15 protein-coding genes and 1 pseudogene are annotated in these 19,667 nt (G+C 47.3%); 9 read left to right on the top strand and 7 right to left on the bottom strand.

Features of this window, described 5'->3' with window-relative positions; genetic code table 11:
* Nucleotides 1–874 precede the first annotated feature (874 nt).
* Together ruvB and Q0224_RS05075 are read left to right on the top strand one after the other, a co-directional pair.
* Nucleotides 875–1,891 (top strand): Holliday junction branch migration DNA helicase RuvB, encoded by a 1,017-nt coding sequence (gene ruvB, locus Q0224_RS05080; RefSeq protein WP_297949599.1) that lies wholly within the window; start codon nt 875–877, stop codon nt 1,889–1,891.
* A gap of 397 nt (nt 1,892–2,288) precedes the next feature.
* A complete protein-coding gene (locus Q0224_RS05075) occupies nt 2,289–2,702 on the top strand; it encodes a hypothetical protein (RefSeq protein ID WP_297949597.1) in 414 nt (137 codons plus the stop codon).
* Nucleotides 2,703–3,008: 306 nt separating this feature from the next.
* Here the strand turns inward: Q0224_RS05075 and Q0224_RS05070 are convergent, their stop codons facing one another.
* Nucleotides 3,009–3,533, bottom strand: a complete 525-nt coding sequence (locus Q0224_RS05070) for a hypothetical protein (protein ID WP_297949595.1) — start codon at nt 3,531–3,533, stop codon at nt 3,009–3,011.
* 261 nt (nt 3,534–3,794) lie between these two features.
* On the opposite strand from Q0224_RS05070, the gene Q0224_RS05065 reads away from it, so the two are divergent.
* Nucleotides 3,795–5,345, top strand: a complete 1,551-nt coding sequence (locus Q0224_RS05065) for an AI-2E family transporter (protein ID WP_297949593.1) — start codon at nt 3,795–3,797, stop codon at nt 5,343–5,345.
* 889 nt (nt 5,346–6,234) lie between these two features.
* Here Q0224_RS05065 and Q0224_RS05060 read toward each other — a convergent pair.
* From Q0224_RS05060 to napA, 6 genes are read right to left on the bottom strand one after another with little or no spacing between them, the layout of a single operon-like run.
* Nucleotides 6,235–6,570 carry a chaperone NapD gene (locus Q0224_RS05060; RefSeq protein ID WP_297949591.1) on the bottom strand — a complete coding sequence of 112 codons (336 nt, stop codon included), beginning with the start codon at nt 6,568–6,570 and terminating at the stop codon, nt 6,235–6,237.
* The gene (locus Q0224_RS05055; RefSeq protein ID WP_297949589.1) at nt 6,567–7,748 is read right to left on the bottom strand and encodes a hypothetical protein; all 1,182 of its coding nucleotides are present in this window, start codon (nt 7,746–7,748) and stop codon (nt 6,567–6,569) included. The genes Q0224_RS05060 and Q0224_RS05055 overlap by 4 nt, the downstream gene beginning before the upstream one ends.
* Before the next feature lie 10 nt (nt 7,749–7,758).
* Nucleotides 7,759–8,292: a nitrate reductase cytochrome c-type subunit gene (locus Q0224_RS05050; protein WP_297949587.1), complete on the bottom strand. Its 534-nt coding sequence runs from the start codon at nt 8,290–8,292 to the stop codon at nt 7,759–7,761.
* Nucleotides 8,289–9,098, bottom strand: coding sequence for a quinol dehydrogenase ferredoxin subunit NapH (gene napH, locus Q0224_RS05045; RefSeq protein WP_297949585.1), 810 nt, complete (start codon nt 9,096–9,098; stop codon nt 8,289–8,291). Before napH ends, Q0224_RS05050 begins: the two co-directional genes overlap by 4 nt.
* Entirely contained in the window at nt 9,095–9,853 is a 759-nt protein-coding gene (napG, locus tag Q0224_RS05040) for a ferredoxin-type protein NapG (protein WP_297949583.1), read from the bottom strand. The genes napH and napG overlap by 4 nt, the downstream gene beginning before the upstream one ends.
* Before the next feature lie 3 nt (nt 9,854–9,856).
* Nucleotides 9,857–12,640 carry a nitrate reductase catalytic subunit NapA gene (gene napA, locus Q0224_RS05035; RefSeq protein ID WP_297949580.1) on the bottom strand — a complete coding sequence of 928 codons (2,784 nt, stop codon included), beginning with the start codon at nt 12,638–12,640 and terminating at the stop codon, nt 9,857–9,859.
* Nucleotides 12,641–13,176: 536 nt separating this feature from the next.
* On the opposite strand from napA, the gene Q0224_RS05030 reads away from it, so the two are divergent.
* The 6 genes and pseudogenes from Q0224_RS05030 to Q0224_RS05005 all read left to right on the top strand — a co-directional run.
* The gene (locus Q0224_RS05030) at nt 13,177–15,429 is read left to right on the top strand and encodes a molybdopterin-dependent oxidoreductase (RefSeq protein WP_297942483.1); all 2,253 of its coding nucleotides are present in this window, start codon (nt 13,177–13,179) and stop codon (nt 15,427–15,429) included.
* A gap of 284 nt (nt 15,430–15,713) precedes the next feature.
* Nucleotides 15,714–16,496, top strand: a complete 783-nt coding sequence (gene fdhD, locus Q0224_RS05025; protein ID WP_297949578.1) for a formate dehydrogenase accessory sulfurtransferase FdhD — start codon at nt 15,714–15,716, stop codon at nt 16,494–16,496.
* Nucleotides 16,497–16,505: 9 nt separating this feature from the next.
* Nucleotides 16,506–17,297: a LysR family transcriptional regulator gene (locus Q0224_RS05020; protein WP_297949576.1), complete on the top strand. Its 792-nt coding sequence runs from the start codon at nt 16,506–16,508 to the stop codon at nt 17,295–17,297.
* 17 nt (nt 17,298–17,314) lie between these two features.
* The gene (locus Q0224_RS05015; protein WP_005869215.1) at nt 17,315–17,503 is read left to right on the top strand and encodes a hypothetical protein; all 189 of its coding nucleotides are present in this window, start codon (nt 17,315–17,317) and stop codon (nt 17,501–17,503) included.
* A 390-nt stretch (nt 17,504–17,893) separates the two neighbouring features.
* Nucleotides 17,894–19,351, top strand: coding sequence for an ankyrin repeat domain-containing protein (locus Q0224_RS05010; RefSeq protein WP_297949574.1), 1,458 nt, complete (start codon nt 17,894–17,896; stop codon nt 19,349–19,351).
* Between the two features lie 156 nt (nt 19,352–19,507).
* Nucleotides 19,508–19,667 (top strand): annotated as a pseudogene (locus tag Q0224_RS05005) (aminotransferase class V-fold PLP-dependent enzyme); the annotation flags it as partial.

Below are 19,667 nucleotides of genomic sequence, written 5' to 3'. Positions count from 1 at the left end.
CGCGCAAACAAAATTTAATCGTGCGGTTTGTCGTTAAATTTTGCTGCGGGAGCGAACTTAATTGCACGTCTGCCGCTAAATCGTCGCGTAAGCTCTCGCTAAGCTCGACGTCAAATTTTAAGCCCGAGGCTTTCTGCTCCGAGTTCTGCACGACTGCGAGATACAAACCCTGCGCGAAATTTTACCTAGCCGCGCAAGCGCGCAAGGCAAAATTTTGCATAAAATTATACGCAGAATTTCTTACAAAATTTTAACCGATTATGCGAGATAAAATTCTAGCCGGCTGCGTATCGCGAAGCTTGAAGCGCAGAATTTAAAGCCTCGTTGCCGCAAAAATAAAATCTGCATCAAAGCTCTACGAAACAAAATTTTGCCGCAAAATTTCGTTGCAAAATTCCAGACGCTGAATTTAGTATCACAAAATTCTAAGCGCCAAATTTCACGTCGCAAAATCTCGCGCGTATTTTTCAAACGGCTAAATTTCGCCTCTAAATTCTACGCACTCAAATTTTGCACCGCCGCTCCGCAATCACCGATCGTGAACGCCTAAAGCCTTAAATTTTACATACTAAATTCCGCGCCGTAAAATTTAGCGCAGTTACCATTCGGCGCGCTGTTTGGCGGCAGCTGCGGTGAAATTCCCACTTAAGGCATAGCGAGCGTAGCGGCATGAGTATAGCCTTAAAACGTCGCGCTAAAATTTCGTAGTCTTTCGCGACGGGTGCTGCTTTTTAGCCCAGCCCTAGGCGCGTACTGTAAAATTCCGTACCGCAAATTTTATTCCGCCCGTAAAGATCCGTCCCTTTAAAATTGTCAAAATTTAGCCATTTTTCGCTACACTTGCTAAAATTTTAAAAACGATTAAAGAGAGATTATGGACAGAATTGTAGAGATCGAAAAGATGCAGCTCGATGAGAGCGTGGAGAGCTCGTTGCGCCCGTCGAGCTTCGAGGATTACGTAGGACAGGAGAAGATCAAATCAAACCTCGCTATCGCGATCGCCGCGGCAAAAAAGCGCGCCGATGTGCTCGATCACGTGCTTTTCTACGGGCCGCCGGGGCTCGGCAAAACCACGCTGGCGCACATCATCGCCGCTCAAATGGGCGCCGCCATCAAGGTCACCGCCGCACCGATGATCGAAAAGGCGGGCGATCTGGCGGCGATTTTAACGAACCTGCAAAGCGGCGACGTGCTTTTCATCGACGAGATCCACCGCCTAAGCCCCGCGATCGAGGAGGTGCTGTATTCGGCGATGGAGGACTTCCGCCTCGACATCATCATCGGCTCGGGTCCTGCCGCGCAGACTATCAAGATCGACATTCCGCACTTTACGCTCATCGGCGCCACGACGCGCGCAGGCATGATCTCGGCGCCGCTGCGGGATCGCTTCGGCATGCAGTTTCGCTTGCAGTTTTACACGCACGCCGAGCTTGCGCGGATAGTGCAGATCGCTTCGATTAAACTCGGCAAGGAGAGCGCAGCCGACGCCAGCGCCGAGATCGCGCGTCGCTCTCGTGGCACTCCGCGTATAGCGCTAAGGCTACTGCGCCGCATACGCGATTTTGCCGAGGTGCGCGACGAGGGTGCTATCTCGCACGATAGAGCGCGCGAAGGGCTCGAGGCGCTGGGCGTGGACGAGCAGGGCTTTGACGAGATGGATATAAAATATTTGGAAATTTTATTTGACGCCAAGCGCCGTGCCTTGGGGCTTAGCACGATCGCGGCGGCGCTTAGCGAGGATGAGGGCACGATCGAGGACGTTATCGAGCCCTATCTGCTCGCCAACGGCTACATCGAAAAGACCGCCAAGGGCCGCATCGTGACCGATAAGGCGTGCGAGGCGTTCGGTCGCGTGCTAAAGACCGCGGAGAGAAATCTGTTTGAGGAGTAGGGCGGATGAAATTTTATACTTCACGGCGCTGAGCCATAGCTACGCAGGCGGAAGCTCTGCCGTGGCGATTTTGTATATTTGATCTTTGAATTTTGCTTGGTTTTAAAGCTTCTTCAGATTTAAAATTTCAAGCGGGAGATTTTGTAAATTTAGAGCAAATTTATTATCGGCTCAATAAAATATCCAAAAGAATATGAAGGGAAATTTTATGAAATTCACAACAAAATATATAAAAAGGCTCTTATATTATTTTTATGATGTATTTTATAGGCGTGTTTTTATCAAGGGAGTTTCGCATCCGCCGGCACAAGTGGCTAGCATAGGCTGCTATGGTTTGCTTTTTGTTCTGTGCGGGATGCTTTTTACTATTTATAGAACGAACACGGCGCCCAAGCAATTGAATGAGCTTGAGATAGATACCGGAATTTTAAGAAACGTTTATTATAATTTTCGCGGAAGCGGCGGACGAATACATATAGAACTAGAAAACGGCAAGAAAAAAGTTTATGAAATAAGCAAAAGTGATAGCGATATTTATGAAAAGCTAAAAGGGCAAAAAATCAAAATTTACGGCGAGCCAAGCCCGGATATATTAGGTAATAATGAAATTTTACAGCTTGAAGATAAAGATGGAAAGATATATAAGGAATATAATTTCGATCATAGATTGTTAAGACCATATTTGATGACCGCACAGTTTAAATTCTTTTTAAAAGGGGTAGTTTTTCTACTTTTATTGATATTTTTTATAAATTTTTCAGATAGAAATTTGATTAAAAAAAATCCAGAAGAAGGAGCAAAAAATGAGTAACGGGTTGGGTATTATTAGGGATGCGCTTTCGCATGGTCTTGCTAATGCGGCTGCAGCGCAAGCTGGAGCGAAGTTCTGCTTTCATATGCCTATAGGGGCGGCTATTATTCTCACTCTCCATTGAAAGTTAAAATTTAGTCTATTCGAGCATCCGTTATGCTCATTATTTTATAAATTCGCTATTCTTTTGCTCTACGCAGATCGTTATTTGCGATTATCAAGGTATATTGATTTTCTGAAAAATAGCCTGTCGCCCGTTTAGCTTTTACTTCATTCTCGTTTATCGTACCGATTTTTACTTTGCTTCTAGCAGACGCATTCGCTATACATTTTTCTTTTCCGCGTGAAGTTGCTATTGGGCTTATTGTAAGAGTTACGGCGCGAGTAGATCCACACATCGGGTGCGCGCGGCTTTAGATTTTGCGACGCGGCACGCACGTCTAGCGCCGACATATCGGCTCTGCCTGCCAAAGTGCTAATTTCATCAAATTTAGCCGCACGCACGTCCAGCGTCGGTCTGTCGACGCGCACGGTCTGCCCGCCCACGCCTACGTAGTCGCACACGCCACGCAGCTCGTGCACGAACGCGCGCTGCTTCTCGCTGCCGATCCGCCCATGCACCACGCCGTTTAGCGCAGCGTTGATTTTGATGAAGCAAAAGCTGCTCTCGCGCGCCAGATAAAACGGCTCCGCAAGCTCCGCTGCCGCGGTATGGCAAACGTCAAATTTCACCTCTATGCCCCCGCGGCGTAAAATTTCCGCGCCGCCCGCAGCCTGCGCGTTCGTATCGCGCGCGCCGATTACCACGCGCGATAGGCCTAGCTCTGCCAAAAGCTCGGCGCAAGACGGGGTCTTGCCGCGGTGTGCGCAGGGCTCGAATGCGGCATAGGAGCACACATCTGGTTTTGACGTATGTTCGAGTTATGCGCTATTTTCATAAATTAGGTACGATCCGTGTACATGTCGTATAGCGCGCTGTATGTTGAAAACGCACGAGAATGCCGCTCGTAAATTTTGTGAAATTTTAAAATTTAATCGAAATCTGATAAAAAAATTTATAAAATAGCTCATCAAATTTCAAAAGGATAAAATTTGCCGACGCCGAAAGATAACGCCGCAAGCCGCAATGAAAACCTGGCTGAAAATATAGCCCAAAATAACGCCAAAAGCGAGGCGCAAAATTTCACCGAAAATCAGACCGTAAATAACGCTGAGGGTAAAATCGAAGCCGCCGCCGAAGCCAAAGCGACTGTCAAAAACAAAACCAAAACCGCTACTGAAAATAGAGCCGAAATCGGCGCCGAAAATCAAAGCGAAAGCATAGCCGAAACGAGCAAAGCCGCCAGAGCAAATACCAGCGCCGATAAATCAGGCGCAGCTGCGCTAGACGCCGCGGAAGGCAGGACTAAAACCGCCGCCGAAAATCAAAGCAAAAACCGGATCGAAACCGACAAAGCCTCGTCCGCTGGTGCTTCCGCGTTAGGCGACGCCGCCGAAGCTAACGAAACCTTCTCGGCTAATGCTTCCGCGCTAGGCGCCGCTGCCGCTTCGGGAGCTGCTGCGGGTGTGAAAGCAGGTCTTGCCAAGGCTAGTGGGCGCGCGAAAACGAACAAGATATTTTTTATCGGCGCAACCTTGCTGATGTTTTGCTGTGTGATCTATCTGTTTTCGCCGTTTTTGATGGTGATCGCAATCGGCGTGCTGATGGCGGTGGCGACCTCGGGTCTGCACGCTAAAGTAACGAAGCTGTGTCGCGGCAGGCGCACGCTAGCCTCGGTGCTTAGCCTGTTTTTGCTCTGCGCGCTTTTTTTCGTACCCTTCATCTACGCAGTGATCGAGATCGCCAAAAACGCCGCGAGCTTCGATATGGCGCGCCTAAACGATGCACTTAGCTATGTTCAGAGCCTAAACATCAAGCTGCCCGGGCCTTTTGAAAAATTTGATACGCAGTTTCGCTCGTTTTTGGCAAACCTAGACGTCGCGGGCCTAGCGAAGCAGATCATCTCATACCTCTCGGTTGTCGGAAAGTCTAGCGCGAAATTTATCGTCGATATGGTGCTTATCGTCGTGTTTTGCTTTTTTGCATACCTCTACGGCGAGAGCTTCAAGCGCTTTTTCAAAAAAATTCTACCCGTCGAGCCCGCGCAGATCGATTACATATTTTCCGAGACGGCAAATACGATGAGCGTCGTATTTTACTCGACCATCTTCAACGCCGTATTGCAGGGCTTTTTGTTTTCGATCATCGCGGGGATCTTCGGCTTTGACGCGCTGCTGATGGGGGTGCTTTTCGCCTTCTGCTCGCTCATCCCTGCAGTCGGCGGTGCGCTCATCTATGTACCCACTGCGCTATACGTGCTAGCGGGGGGCAGCACCTCGGGCGCGATCGTGATAATGGCGTATTGCGTGATACTGATCTCGACGCTAGCGGATAGCTTCGTAAAGCCGCTCGTGATCAAATTTATCAACTCGCGCCTGGTCGAAAACCCCGCAAACATCAACGAGATGCTGATCTTCTTCTCGATGCTTTCGGGCATCAGCACGTTCGGGTTCTGGGGCGTGATCCTGGGGCCTGCGATTTTAACGCTATTTATCGCTGTGCTAAATTTATACGACTATCTAAAAAAGATAGAATTCGAGTAGGGCTTGCACCGCTTGACGCTTTTAAATTTATGAAAATTTCGCCCATAAAGCGCAATGCCTAACATGTCCTGGCGGCTTTTTCGTCCTGGCGGCTTTGCGCGGGCTTAAAGGCTTTAAATTTAAAGGCGAATTTTAATTTCGGCGCACCGCTAACTCTCTTTGAGTGCCCGCAGTATAAATTTTAAAATTTAGCTTCGGCGCGGAATTTCTACGCCTAGGAATTTTAAAATTTATGCTCTCGTTTTGAAATTTAAAAACCCTCTGCGCGCCGCAAAGCCCATGGCCGAACGAAGGGCTGCGATACTAGAGAGTAAATGCGCGCGATAAATTTAGCGTGTTTGACGGCGGCTGAGCTCGCTCGATGTTTTACTGCGGTACATCTCAAGCTGCGCGCGGAAGTAGTTTCTGCCGGCGGCTGGCGCCTCGGTCGCCGTATTTTTATAGCGGCATCCCAAGCAAACGGGCGTCGTAGCGGCTATAGGCTGTGGCGCCGGACAGCAGTCGCTACGGCACCGCCTTTTATGCGGCGTCTGATTTGGTACGGCATGTTTTTTATGCGACGTAAAGCATAGCGCTGCGCAGAAATTTCATAAATTTAATTCGTCCGTCGCTTTTAAAATTCTGTATCGTCATAGAGTCTAATTGTAGATTTAAATTTACGGCTAAACGCAAGGCGGCGTATCAAAAGCTTAAAAATCGGCTAAGGGTGCAAAAGCGGCGTCGGGCTAGAGATACAAAAACAGGCTAGAAGCGGTAAAGATGAGTTGGAAAAAATTTCAAATTCCGTGGGCGCAGATAAAATTTATACGGAAAATTTACCTAGTAGTGCAGAAACTGCCAAAAATAACAAAATTTAAGCGAAAAGCACCAATAGAGCGGTGGCGGCGATTTAGACTCGCACCTTGCCGCCGTATTTGATCTGGCTCGGGTCTTTTTTGTCTAGCTCGCGCATTATCTGCTCGCCGTTGTCGGAGTTTGCCGCGGCGATGTCTGCGTCAAGATCGGAGTATGAGTAGATCATCATCGCCTCGCTTACGCCTTTTATAGCCTCTATCGCGCGAAATGCGGCGATCTCGTCATCGAAGCTCTCCACGCTAATCGTGGCGACCGCCTTGCCGTTCTCGCACGCTACGAACTCGCAGCCACCGATACTTTGCAGCTCTTTACGAAACTCCGCTATATCGGTATCTGCGCCTAGATAGATTACGACGCTTGAAATATTCATTTTAACTCCCAAAAGTAGATATATCTATTGTACCCCGAGCCCACGATATAATCTCCTGCGAAAAGCAGATAGTTGATGATGTCGTTATCCAGCTCGATGCTGCGGACGATCTCGCCTGCTTTATCGATTACGCGTACGCCGTTACCAACGGTAAAAGCGCCCAGCTCAGGACTTAGCGCCACGGCAAAAACTGCAAAATGGGCGTTATAAAATTTAGCGAAATCGCCGTTTTCGTAGTAGCACGATCTTTCTTTGTCGTTCGAGCCGCTCATCATACGATCGCCAAGCAGCGCCACGGAGTAGATCCCGTCCTTGTGTAGGGACTTTTGACTCATAAGCTTTTTCGCTTTCGCGTCAAAATAAAACACGATGCCGCCTTCGCACGAGATTAGCAGCGTTCCGCTGGAGCGGTCGTATGCGCTGCCACCCAAAGAGGCGATGGTGAGCTTTTGCTCGAAGCTTACCTTGCCGCTAGGCAGGTCGAAGTATAAAATTTCGCTACCAAGACCTAGCAAAATCACGGTGTTTTCGTCGTAGAAATAGACGTTTTTAATCCCCGTCATCGGCAATTTATAGTGCGTAATATTGCCGCCTGCAAACACGCCCAGCATCTTTTCAAACGCGTCGCCGTTATACAAAAATGCGTATTTTTCGCCTAGTTTATCGACGTCGAATATGGTAGCGCCCATCGGCTCGTCTAGGTAATTTTTGGACGAGGGCAGGGCGAAAATTAGCGTCTTGGAGATTGCGCTCGATGCGGAATTTAATGCCGTAGAATTTTCAGCAGAATTTTGCGCCGTGGAATTTGCTGCGGTTGAATTTGCTAAAGAATTTACGGCAGCGGAATTCGCAGTGGAATCTCCCGTGGAATTTACGCTTGCTTTAGCATTGAAATTCTGCGCCGCATCGGAATTTGTGCTTGCGACGGAATTTTGCCCGGTTACAGAATTTGGCGCGGAATTCTCCGCGGAGCTAATGGTGATTTTATAGAGCTTGCCGTCGTCGAGACCTGCGTAAATTTCGCCGTCTAGATTTTTTAGCACCGCGACGTTTGCGCCTATGTCGAGCCTGAAGCTAGCCCCTGCCGGCGCATCTATGCCCGCAGCGCCGCTAGGCGTCGCGACGCCGTTACCGGCATAGACAAAGCAGGCACAAAGTAGCAGCGGTAAAAATTTCATCGCGAGCTCCTTACTCGACCTCGGCGCCTTGATTTAGCGTATCTATGAGATTAGAAGTGGAATTTGCGTCGTTATAACGGCTAAAATCAGCCTTGAAGTTATTTTTCACGAGCGGATCGGTCTGGGCTTGCGGCACGTGGCATTGCGTGCAGTTGAAGCGCTGCTCGGCTAGCGTGCCGTTTAGATCCGCGCCCGTGCGAAAGTCCACCAAGTGGCTTTTTGGTATCGGCGTAGAGCCTATGTCTTTGGCAAATTCCGGCATGTGGCAGGTGACACACATGTTATTATCCTTCGTGATCGGCACGAGCCCCTCTAGGCTGTGCGGTATGAGCGGCGGAGCGTTTTCAAAGCTGCGTTCTATGTTTTGAGCGGCGCCCGGAGCGTCCTCGCTATATTTGAAATCGGGCAGAGAGTTTTTATTTTGCGCCGATTCGTCCACGCTTTTTATAAAGCCCAAGCTGTCGGCATCTATAGAAGCTGTCTTGTCCGCGGCAAAGAGTGCCGCACAGCATGTAAGAGCCAAGCCTAAAACCATTTTTTTCATTTTTTCACTCCTAATATACTAAAATTTAACGCATCGTCGTCGCATACGTCGATGCAGCGCCCGCAGCTGATACACTCGCTGCTAACGCGCCCGTTTTCGCGCCCGACCATCTTAAGCACCTGCACTTCGGGGCAGACCATTTTGCATTTGCCGCACATCGTGCATTTATCAACCTCGTGGCGAATGCGAATGATACTAAAATAGCTAAGCGCCGCCCAAAATCCGCCGAGCGGGCATAGCCGCGAACAGATCGTGCGATCGCCTGCAAAAATTTCAAAAACTACAATCAGCAGCGCGATTGCAAACGCACTAGCACTCAGCGATATGACGGCGCGCGCGAAAAGCGAGATAAAGCTTACGCTCTCAAACGCCGCAAAGCCGAAAGCTCCGCTGCAAACAAGCGCTAACACCGCTAGGACGTAGCGAGCCTTGCAGCTTACGTTTAAAATTTTGGTGCGCACGCCGAGTCTCTTACGAAGCCAGGCGGCAAGATCGGTCAGCAAATTTATCGGGCAGACCCATGAGCAATATACTCGCGGCGCTATAAGCGCATAAAATGCGCCTACGATAACCGCTCCGATAACCGCCGTAGCGCCCAAAGAAAAGCTAGCTAGCAGCATCTGCGCCGTCGCAAACGGATCGCTTAGATTAATCGTACCCAAAAGTTTCGACGAGCTTAGATTACCTTTTAGAATTCCGGATAAAATTCCGTTTTCGCTCGCGGCTTTGAAGGCGAAATTATTTCCTAAAATAAAAAGGACTAGAATAGAAATTTGGCTCAAACGCCTTAAAATAGTATATTTCATTGTCTAGCCCCCTCCATTAGATCATCCTCGTTTAAGTAGTCCTTACTCTTTTGCGGATCGAGCTTAATTTTGGTATCTGCATCCTTTAGCTTCGCGTCGTCGCCCTTGATCCAGCCTTTGACGTAGTTATCGCTGGAAATTCCTATGACGCGCTCGCGTTCCACGACGCTGATAGCTGCCTTTTTTGTGACGCAGGCATGCTCGCATTTGCCGCAACCCGTGCAGTAGTCGCTATCTACGACGGGCACGAGTAGGGCGTGCTTTTCGGTGCGGTTGTTGTGGCGGTAATCGATCCTAAGCGCCTTGTCCATTACGGGGCAGCTTCGCACGCACGCATCGCATTGGATACCCGCATAAGCGATGCAATGCTCGGTATCTATGACCGCAACGCCCATTTTGGATAGACGCACGTTTAGCTTAGAGTTTTCGCTCACTAAATTTTTATCTAGTGCGTCGCTAGGACAGGCTGCTACACAAGGTATGTCGTCGCACATATAGCACGGAATTTCGCGCGGGATAAAAAACGGCGTGCCGTTTGCAATAGCGTGATCGCAAAAGCTCGCAAGCTTAAGCGTATCAAACGGGCACGCCTCGACACAAAGCCCGCACCTTAGGCATTTGCTAAGAAATTCTTTCTCGCTTATAGCTGCGGGCGGGCGGAGTCTAGCGTGCTCGCGGGAGTTTGCGACTCCGAGCCCCAGAACGCCTACGCCCGCAGCTAAAGAAAGAATGCCTAAGACCTCACGCCTATCCATAATTTATGCCTTGTAAATTTTAACCGCGCATTTTTTGTAGTCGGTCTCTTTTGAAAGCGGACAGGTATGATCGAGCGTGACGCGGTTGATATAAACCTTCTCGTCAAAAAACGGCACGAAAATAAGCCCTTTCGGCGGAATATTACGTCCGTGGAAGTCCACGCGCGCTTTTACCTTGCCGCGGCGCGACTCGATCCAGACGATTTCGTTTTGTTGTACGCCGATTTTGGCGCCGTCGGCTTCGCTCATATAGCATCTTGCTTCCGGTACGGCGCGATAAAGCTCCGGCACGCGCATAGTCATAGTGCCCGTATGCCAGTGTTCCAGCACGCGACCCGTACATAGCCAGAAAGGATATTCCTCGCTTGGCACTTCTACAGGATCCATATATGGACGGAAGAAAATTTTAGCTTTATTGGCAAGGCTTGTTTTCTCTTCGCCTGAAGTAGCAGATTTCAGATTGCCGCTAGGAAGCGCCGCTTTGGCGTTGCCATAAAAGGCAAAGTCGCTATCAGGAGCCGCTTTTTTAGCATAAGGATCGTATTGGGCGTTAAAGCGCCAAAGCGTTTCTTTGCCGTCTACGACCGGCCACCTAAGACCGCGCACTCGGTGATAGGTATCGAAATCGGCTAGGTCGTGTCCGTGACCGGTGCCGAATTTTCGGTACTCCTCCCAAAGATATTTTTGGATAAAAAAGCCATATCCTTTAAATTCTTTGCCGTCGCTGCCGATTACGCCACGAGAGTCGCCGTTTACTTCGGAGTTATCGAAGCTTGCCATAATCAGATCTTTTGCCGCGAAAGCCTGAGCGTCTTTGTTTGCAAAGAGCACTTCAAATAGTGTAGTATCTGGCGTATAGCCGAATTCTGAAATTTTATCTAATACGTTTGGAAGCGTAAGCTTATCATTTACTTTAACCTCGCCCCAGAAATCCTTGAGTTTGAAGCGCTTGGAAAACTCTAGCATCTGCCACGTATCGCTCATCGCGTCGCCCACAGGAAGGACCTGCTGTCTCCACCACTGCGTTCTGCGCTCGGCATTGCCGTATGCGCCCCATTTTTCGTAGATCATTGCGGTTGGTAGGATTAGATCGGCTACCTTCGCGCTTAGCCCCGGATATGGCTCGCTTACTACGATGAAGTTATCCATCTCGCGCGCCGCTGCGATCCAGTGATTTGCGTTGGCGATCTGCTGCCATGGGTTATTTACCTGCACCCATAGCCATTTTATCTTGCCGTCTTCGAGATTGCGCAGAGCCTGCACGTAGTGTGCGCCCGGTTTTGGGTTTATCGTGTTCTCTGGAAGCTTCCAAATTTTTTCGGAAACCTTTCTGTGAACGGGATTTGCCACGACCATATCGGCAGGTAGGCGGTGAGAAAACGTGCCCACCTCTCTAGCTGTGCCGCAAGCGCTAGGCTGACCGGTAAGCGAAAACGCTCCGCAGCCGGGCTTAGCTTGCTTGCCAAGAAGGAAATGCACCATGTAGCTTTGCTCATTGACCCAAGTTCCTCTTGAGTGCTGATTAAAGCCCATCGTCCAAAAGCTTACTACTTTGCGATCTTTTTCTATATAAAAATCTGCCAGCTGCTTTAGCTTGGTCTTAAACGCCTCTAAATCCTCACTTTCGTCACCCTTAGCTAAAGGTGCTACAAATTCTAACGTGTAAGGCTCCAGCGCTTTTTTAAATTCTTCGAAGCTTATGAGCCAGTGAGCATCCGATTTGTCAGAGTGTTTGTTTTCGAGTACGTCGCCCTCTTTCATACCCAGATATGCTAACGTAACGCCCTCGGATTTGCTTAAAATTTTGGATTTTTGCTTAGCTGCTGTATCAAGCTCGGTTTTGCGGTATTTTTTATGATTTATATCTTCTCGTAGGCCGTAGCCGATATCTACTGGACCGGTAGCGAATACGCAGTGCTCTTTAATAAATTTCTCATCTATCATATCCGGGTGATTGTAGACGATCTCCCTTGCTATGTAGTTCCATATCGCCAAATCGGTATTTGGACGGAATATAATTTCAATATCGGCGATGTTTGAGGTACGGCTAGAGTAGGTCGAGAGATTTATAACTTTTACGCGATCCGGGTTGCGAAGCTTGTGGTCGGAGACGCGAGACCAAAGAATCGGGTGCATCTCAGCCATATTCGCGCCCCAGGCGATGATGGTATCGGTTAGCTCGATATCGTCGAAAACGCCCGCAGGCTCGTCGATACCGAAGGTTTGCATAAAGCCTACGACGGCGCTAGCCATGCACTGGCGAGCATTGGGATCGAGATTATTAGAGCGAAAGCCCGCCTTTACTAGCTTTGCTGCGGCGTAGCCTTCCGGGATCGTGTATTGACCGCTGCCAAGTACGGCAAAGCCCTCGGGACCGCCTTCGTTATAGGCTCGCCTAAAATGCTTCTCCATTTCGTCGAACGCTCTTTGCCAGCTGATCTCGATAAATTTTCCCTTTTTGTCGAATTCTCCCTTTGCATTTACGCGTAAAAGAGGCTTGGTAATGCGATCGGCGCCGTACATGATCTTGGCGTTGAAATAGCCTTTGATGCAGTTTAGACCGCGATTTACGGGCGCTAACGGATCGCCTTTGACCGCTACGATCTTGCCGTCTTTGGTAGCTACCATGATGCCACAGCCGGTGCCGCAGAAGCGACAGGCCGCCTTGTCCCAGCGCCAGCCTTTTTCGGCTTCGTCCGCAGCACTAAGACTGCTAGGCAAGCTGATACCCGCAACGCTACAGGCAGCCGCTGCCGCAGAGCTTTTTATAAAGTCTCGTCTATCCATGAGATTAACCTTTCGTTTAGAATGTAAATTTCTATTAACGTTTTGGATAATAGCATAAAAAAACGGCTTAGTCTAGATTAAAATCAAGGTTTTTTCTGCAATGAATTTCAGATATAAAATAGTAATTTTATAAATTTTAAATTTAGTGGCTTAAATTTTATCAGGACAACGAGTTTTTGATAAATTTTAATATATATTTTCATTTAATTAAATTAATATATTATACCGATAAATTAGCATTAAAATTTCATAAAAATTTAATTGTGCTTTGAAATAAAACGGAGCGTAATATAATTTCAAAATTCTATTAAAATTATAAAAGTTAGCTTAAAAAGCGTCTTTTGCGATAAACGATAAATTTTACGCTAAAACGCCGCCATTACCGAAGTAAAAACGTAAAATTTAACTATTCAATTTAATATGCGATATTTGCATATTACTTAAATTTTGCTTAAAAAAATTCACTAATTTAAAAATTCTTTTATAATCTAGAAAGTATAATAGCCGTGCAAACCAAAATTCTTGAAAGGAATATTATGCAGTCCAGAGAAAAGATTGTCAAAACGACTTGTCCTTACTGCGGCACCGGCTGTGGTATCGATCTTATCGTAAAAGACGGCAGGATCGTAAACGCGCGCCCTACGCAGGCCCACCACGTAAATGACGGCGAGCTATGCTTAAAAGGGATGTTCGGCTGGGAGTTTGTAAACTCCCCAAAACGCCTTGCCAAACCTATGATCCGTAAAAAAAACGGAGTATTTGATAGAAGCGGTAAGCTTGAGGAGGTAAGCTTTGAAGAGGCTTACGATTTTGTAGCGTCTAAATTTAAAGAGACCGTCGCTAAATATGGCCCAAGCTCAATAATGGGTTTTAGCTCGGCGCGCTCAAATAACGAAGACAACTACGTTTTTCAGAAATTTTTCCGCGCTCAGGGTAGCAATAACGTCGATCACTGCGCCCGTCTTTGACACGCTCCTACAGTGGCAGGTCTTGCCAACACGCTAGGAAACGGAACGATGACGAATGATTTGGTAGAATTCGCTACCGATACGGACGTATTTTTACTCATCGGCACAAACACAAGCGAGTGTCACCCGATCATCGCTATGCAGATGCAGCGCGGGCTTCAGCGCGGCGCCAAGATGATCGTCGTAGATCCGAAGCGCACAGATATGGCGAAAAAAGCCGATATCTATCTGCAAATCCCGGTGGGCGCGAACATTAAGACGCTAAATACCATTATGAATGTTATCATTGCTGAAAATCTGCAAGATGACGAGTTTATCAAAAACTACGCTCACGGCTACGAGTATCTAAAAGAAGCGGTTAAGGACTTTACGCCTGAGCGATTTGAGCGCGAGACGGGCGTGAAAAAAGAGCTCGTAATCGAAGCTGCTAGAATGTATGCTAAAGCAGGCGCAGCGGCGATCTGCTACACGATGGGTATCACACAGTTTAGCGACGGCACCTCAAACGTCTTTTCGCTTTCAAATTTAGCTATTTTGACGGGGAATTTAGGCAAACGAGGCGCAGGCGTAAATCCTTTGCGCGGTCAAAACAACGTCCAGGGCGCATGCGACATGGGCGCGCTGCCTAACGTCATCCCGGCAGGCGCGGTAAATTCCGCTTACGCTCAGGAGCAGGCGCGCAGAGTATGGCACTTCGAGCTAAATCCAACTCCAGGCTTTAAGCTTACGATTGCTCCCGATAAGATGGATAGCGGTGAGCTGAAGCTGCTCTACGTTTACGGTGAAAATCCCGTAATGAGCGATCCTTGGACGGAACACTTTGTGCATGCAACGCACCATCTGGATTGCTTTATCGTGCAGGATCTTTTCTTTACCGAGAGCGCACAGAAAGCCGATGTCGTACTACCTGCTGCCGGCTGGGGCGAGAAGGATGGCACCTTTTTAAACACTTCCCGTCGCGTCCAGCGCACGCGCAAGGCAAGCGAGCCGGCTCCTGGCGTAGAGCCTGATTGGAAGGTAGTTTGCAATATCGCGCAAAGAATGGGACTTGAAGGGTTTGATTTTTTAAGTGCGGAAGAAATTTGGAACGAAGTGCGTGCATTAATGCCTAAATTTTTCGGCGGTATTAGCTACTATAGGCTAGATAAGCTAGGCGGCATCAGCTGGCCATGTCCTGATGAAGATCATCCGGGCACACCGGTGCTTTATGCAGATCATAAATCGATGCTGCCTGATGGTAAATTTAGAATGGTGCCGGTGCTTTACGTGGATGATAAAGAGGAGCGCGCTAAAGCGGAGGCGGATTTCAGAGCCAAGATGAAAATCCCTGATGATTATCCGGTGGGAAGCGGCGCGCTTAGCGAAATACCGGATGAAATTTATCCGTGCTTATTTACGACCGGGCGTAAGGTTTATCACTACCATACGGGCACGATGACGAGAGAGTGTCGCGCGCTAGAGTACGGCGCGGGCGCAGAAGGCGCGCTCATCGAGGTAAGCCCGGACATCGCACGCGAACGCGAGCTTACCGAAGGCTGCTACGCGCTTGTTAAAAATAAGCGCGGTCAGATCGCTGCGAAGCTTCGTATAAATCCGGATCTGAAAGAGGGCACGATATTTACGACCTTCCATTACAGCGAGGCTGACGGCAACGAGCTCGTGCATGCGGGCGATCTAGATCCGCTATCGGGTATCCCGCCGCTAAAGATGACGATCGCAAATATCAGAAAGCTTAGCGAGAGCGAGTTTATCGAGTTCAGAAGGCAAAACGAGATGTCGATGCACTCTGAAAAACCTTATCTATCGCCGGTGCATAAGTAGTTTGGGCGGCAAGCTCTGCGCCTGCTTTGCAAGGATGAAATTTAATCGCGGCTGCAGGTAGTGGCTAAATTTAATTAAATTTCATTTTCGCGGGCGCTTCATAGCCGCTTGCGCGCACGGTGCGAGCGGCTCGTGGAATTTTCCACGCGATTTTTTAAATTCAAAAATGCGAGCGATTTAAATTTACGCACGCCGCTTCGTTACGACGGCTTTAACTTCGGCGAATTAAGGCTATTTAAGCAAAATTTCACTACGATACGAGCAAATTTAAATAAGGAAGGTCTATGGAGCCGATTTATAGGGCGGAGATAGTTAAATTTAAAGGCGATGAAAGAAGGATCGTAAGCGATATCTTAGTGCGCGAGATCAAGCTTGAAATTTTACTAAACGGCAAGCGTTTCGGCGCGCTGATGGCGACTCCGAGCGATCAGAAGGCGCTTGCGGTAGGCTATTTGCTGAGCGAAAATTTGATCTCGGACGCAAGTCGCATAAAGAGCATAGAGCTCGCGCCTGACGGGCTTAGCGTGAATGTTTGCGGCGAGATAAACGAAAAGCGGCTAAATAGCTTCGATACCGAAAAAGTCATCATCAGCGGCTGCGGGCGCAGCTCTACGGCAAATATCGATCCTGAGGCGATGGCGGCTCGCAAAGTCCGCTCGGACGCTAAATTTCATAAGAGTGAAATTTTAAATTTGATGAGCGAGTTTTACACGCAGTGCGAGCTTTACGAGATGACCGGCTGCGTGCACACCGCAAAGCTCTTTACTGCGGGCGGCGAGTATTTTATCGGCGAGGATATCGCCCAGCACAATACCATCGATAAATCGGTCGGCAAGGCGGTCTTGGCGGGGCGCGATACGCAGGGCTCGCTTCTTTTGGTAAGCGGTAGGCTAAGCTCCGAAATGGTCGCCAAAGCCGTGATGAGCGGTATTAGCGCGCTTGTTTCGCGCACGGCTCCTACGAGCCTCGGCGTCGTAATCGCGCGTAAATTTGATCTTACCCTTTGCGGCTTCGCGCGCGGCGAAAATTTAAACATTTATAGCGGCGAAGAGAGAATTTTGAGTTAAGAGGGCGGCATGGAGATAGATATCAAAATAGACGATAAAAAAGCAAGCGAGATCAAAAGGCTGATTTTAAATTTATTAAATCCGAGCGGCAAGCTCGATTGCGGCGCGGCGTTTAAGATTGCTGCTAAATTAGGCGTGGACGCGAGCGTCGTAGGAGATCTCGCGGCACGCGAAGGGATACGGATAGATCGCTGCGAACTCGGACAGTTCGGCAAGCTGCAATGTAGCGGAGGCAGCATAAAGGCTCTGCAGAAACTAAATCCGTTTTTGGATGAGAAAAGGCGGATTTTTTGCCGCGACGCCCGCGCCGTAGCTAGCGGCGGAGTAGGATTCGATACGGTGCGCTCTACGCTTAAGGAGCACGGCATAGACGTGAAATATTGCCAGCTGGGCTGCTTTAAAGAGAAGAAAGGCAAAAGAATGAGGGTAAAAACAAAAACTTGGATCGAAAATGCGCAGGGCGAGCTCATTTTCGGCAAGGGCAAAACCGAAGTGCTAGACGTGATCGCTCAGACGGGCTCCATCTCTAAAGCCGCCGAGGTTTTGGGGATGAACTACAAAAAATGCTGGAGCCATCTGCAAATTTTACAAAAAAATCTGCAAGAGGAGCTCTTTAGCACCAAACAAGGCGGCGGCAATGCCGCAGGCACGACGTTAAATGCGCGCGCGTATGAACTGATCGCCGCGTATAAGCAGCTGCAAAGCGATATAGAACACTACGCAAACGAGCGCTTTAAGGAGCTGTTTTTGAAAAAAGAGGGCGAGAAAGATGCAAGTAAAGCGGCAGATAAAAACCATTAAATTTAAAGGAGAGAACGATGTTTGTAAAACTAAACGACCGAACCTATCTAAACAAAGACAGGATCACGCGCATCAAGGTAGATAGCGTCCAGGACGGTATTAGAATTCGCTTCTATGAGGGGCAGTTTCAGGTAGCCAAAAGCGGCAGATTTGAAAGCGAAGAAAAAGCGATGGAGTGGCTGCAGAAAAATTTTATCGGCAAATAGGCGCGAAGCGCACTTTATGGCCGCGCGAGCAGCTTGAGAACAAATCCGCAAAATAGCGATTTTTGTGATATGCAGCGGCTCGCCGCTTATTAGCACGACAATGATTTTCGGGTTTGCGCTTTCAAGAAGAGCTTGCGCAAAGATGTTGCGGTAAATTTATGGCGAACGAGCCTCGGATATAGAGCCTAGCGTAGCGTGCAAATAGGGATACGATTACGCAAATATGGTCTATGACGATATTCGTTCGCCAAATTTACTCGAAAGATTTCATCATTCAAACCCGGCTTAACCACATTTCTCAGCTAGCTTTGCCTATTTCGCCTATATAGTATTTATATTTTATTAAGTACTGATTGGGTATAGTCGCGGGCAAAATTCTAAGGGGAAATTTTGAAAAGCTTTAAACTTCGGTTTATTTACGCTATCTGCGTGGTGGTCGTATGCGCGCTGTATCTGCTAGCCGAAAGATCAGGTCTTACGGAGCGTAAACGAACTAATTTTACCGTTACTTCAGATACTAATGTCTCAAAAGTGCCCGGTCTTAGCAAATACGTAACTCAAGAAGAGGTCGATAGCTTTGCGTTTCGCTACTGGGATATAGATTACAATTCAAACCCGAAAAACGTATTTAAAGAACCCGCCATAGACGTAGAGCTAAAAAGGCTTTTAAAAAGCAAGCAAACTAATAAAATTTTAAAATTTATGAAAGATAACAATCTAACCGTCGAGCATACTATGCATGGAGGGGTAACACCCGTGATGTATTCTAGCTTTTGGGACGATACAAATACCACTCAAGAGCTTATAAAGCTAGGTGCGGATATACATAAAAAAGACGAATACAAGCTATCCGCTATGGCTTATGCGATAGAAAATAATGCTACTAAAACGGTAAGACTGCTTTTGGATAACGGCGTTAAATTTGAAGAAGTCAAAATGGTGCAGGGCTATATAGTTTGCCCTAGATATTCTGACGATACCGAAATCATAGTTGGCAACAATATAGATATAAAATTACGTACCGAGTGTCTAATCAATCACGATCACTCAAAAGATCCTGTTTATCCATTAAACTATGCAATATATAGTAACCTTATAGAAATTGCCGATATGATGCTACAAAAAGGTATGAAACCGAAAGCATATGAAGGTCCTTTGTATTATTTAAGTAATAGCAGCATTCCATTTCAGCGAAAAGAAATATTTAAAAGATCTATTTATACTTTTCTTCCGCGGGATATGATGTATAAAGATAAATTAGAATTATTAATAAAACATAATATAGATGGCTTGCCTGATAAAGATGACTTTATTGTAGCCCGCAACAATTGTCTGAATAATACAGCCATGTCTATAAAAGAGAAGGAGTCTTACATAAACCATATGAATGATTATTGCTATGGAGAGAAGATTTTAGAATCATACGATTGGGCTCTTCGGGGTAGATGGTCGGTAAAACATAACGAAGAGAGGGAAAAAGGAACCGATAGATACTGGAAAGAAAAAGATTTTATAAAATTTTTCGGTTATATGCCAAACGATAAAAAATGTACTAAGCTAGAACCGGATATTAAAATATTAAATTTCTATAATATGAAAATCGATAGATATAAAGCTCTTTGCGGCAATGGGCTGAGCGATGAAGAGATTTTGCAAAAAAGCAGCCTAAAAGATAAAAATAGTACTGAGGCATTCGATATTGAGACATTTTTTAAATATTTAAATTTTGAGGAAATGCTAGAGGAAGCGAAAGTGAAAATTCTACATGACGGCGAGAAAATAGATATAAAAGATTATGCCGAAATTCTAAGACAAGAAGCGGCTAAAAAACTAGATAGTAATCAATAAATTTGAAGGAGTAAAACTATATAGCATCAGAAATTAAGTGATATAGTGGGCAAAGCTTTTCTAAATTCTCATTAAAATTTCTTCCTGCCAGGCCGCAAAGCCTTAAATTAATCCAAATTTCACTATAATTAATCACTTAAATTTTAAAGGCCGCAAATGCTAAGCTTAGACGAAATTCGAAAAAATATCATCCTAAAACCTGGCGTGCACTATTTTGACTATACCGCTTCCGGGCTTGCTTATGAGCCCGTAGAGCGCGAGATAGCGGACGTTTTAAAAACCTACGCCAACACACACTCCGACAGTAGCTCCAGCG

Origin of the sequence: uncultured Campylobacter sp., assembly GCF_938002845.1 — a bacterium.
Lineage (GTDB): Bacteria > Campylobacterota > Campylobacteria > Campylobacterales > Campylobacteraceae > Campylobacter_B.
Note: the sequence above shows the minus strand (reverse complement) of the source record. Positions and strands in the feature narration are given on the sequence as shown.

Coding starts and splice junctions, on each gene's coding strand:
- fdhD (WP_297949578.1), top strand. CDS start 15,714: ATGGAGCCGATTTATAGGGCGGAGATAGTTAAATTTAAAGGCGATGAA.
- Q0224_RS05050 (WP_297949587.1), bottom strand. CDS start 8,292: ATGAAAAAAATGGTTTTAGGCTTGGCTCTTACATGCTGTGCGGCACTC.
- Q0224_RS05055 (WP_297949589.1), bottom strand. CDS start 7,748: ATGAAATTTTTACCGCTGCTACTTTGTGCCTGCTTTGTCTATGCCGGT.
- Q0224_RS05020 (WP_297949576.1), top strand. CDS start 16,506: ATGGAGATAGATATCAAAATAGACGATAAAAAAGCAAGCGAGATCAAA.
- Q0224_RS05015 (WP_005869215.1), top strand. CDS start 17,315: ATGTTTGTAAAACTAAACGACCGAACCTATCTAAACAAAGACAGGATC.
- napH (WP_297949585.1), bottom strand. CDS start 9,098: ATGAAATATACTATTTTAAGGCGTTTGAGCCAAATTTCTATTCTAGTC.
- Q0224_RS05060 (WP_297949591.1), bottom strand. CDS start 6,570: ATGAATATTTCAAGCGTCGTAATCTATCTAGGCGCAGATACCGATATA.
- napA (WP_297949580.1), bottom strand. CDS start 12,640: ATGGATAGACGAGACTTTATAAAAAGCTCTGCGGCAGCGGCTGCCTGT.
- napG (WP_297949583.1), bottom strand. CDS start 9,853: ATGGATAGGCGTGAGGTCTTAGGCATTCTTTCTTTAGCTGCGGGCGTA.
- ruvB (WP_297949599.1), top strand. CDS start 875: ATGGACAGAATTGTAGAGATCGAAAAGATGCAGCTCGATGAGAGCGTG.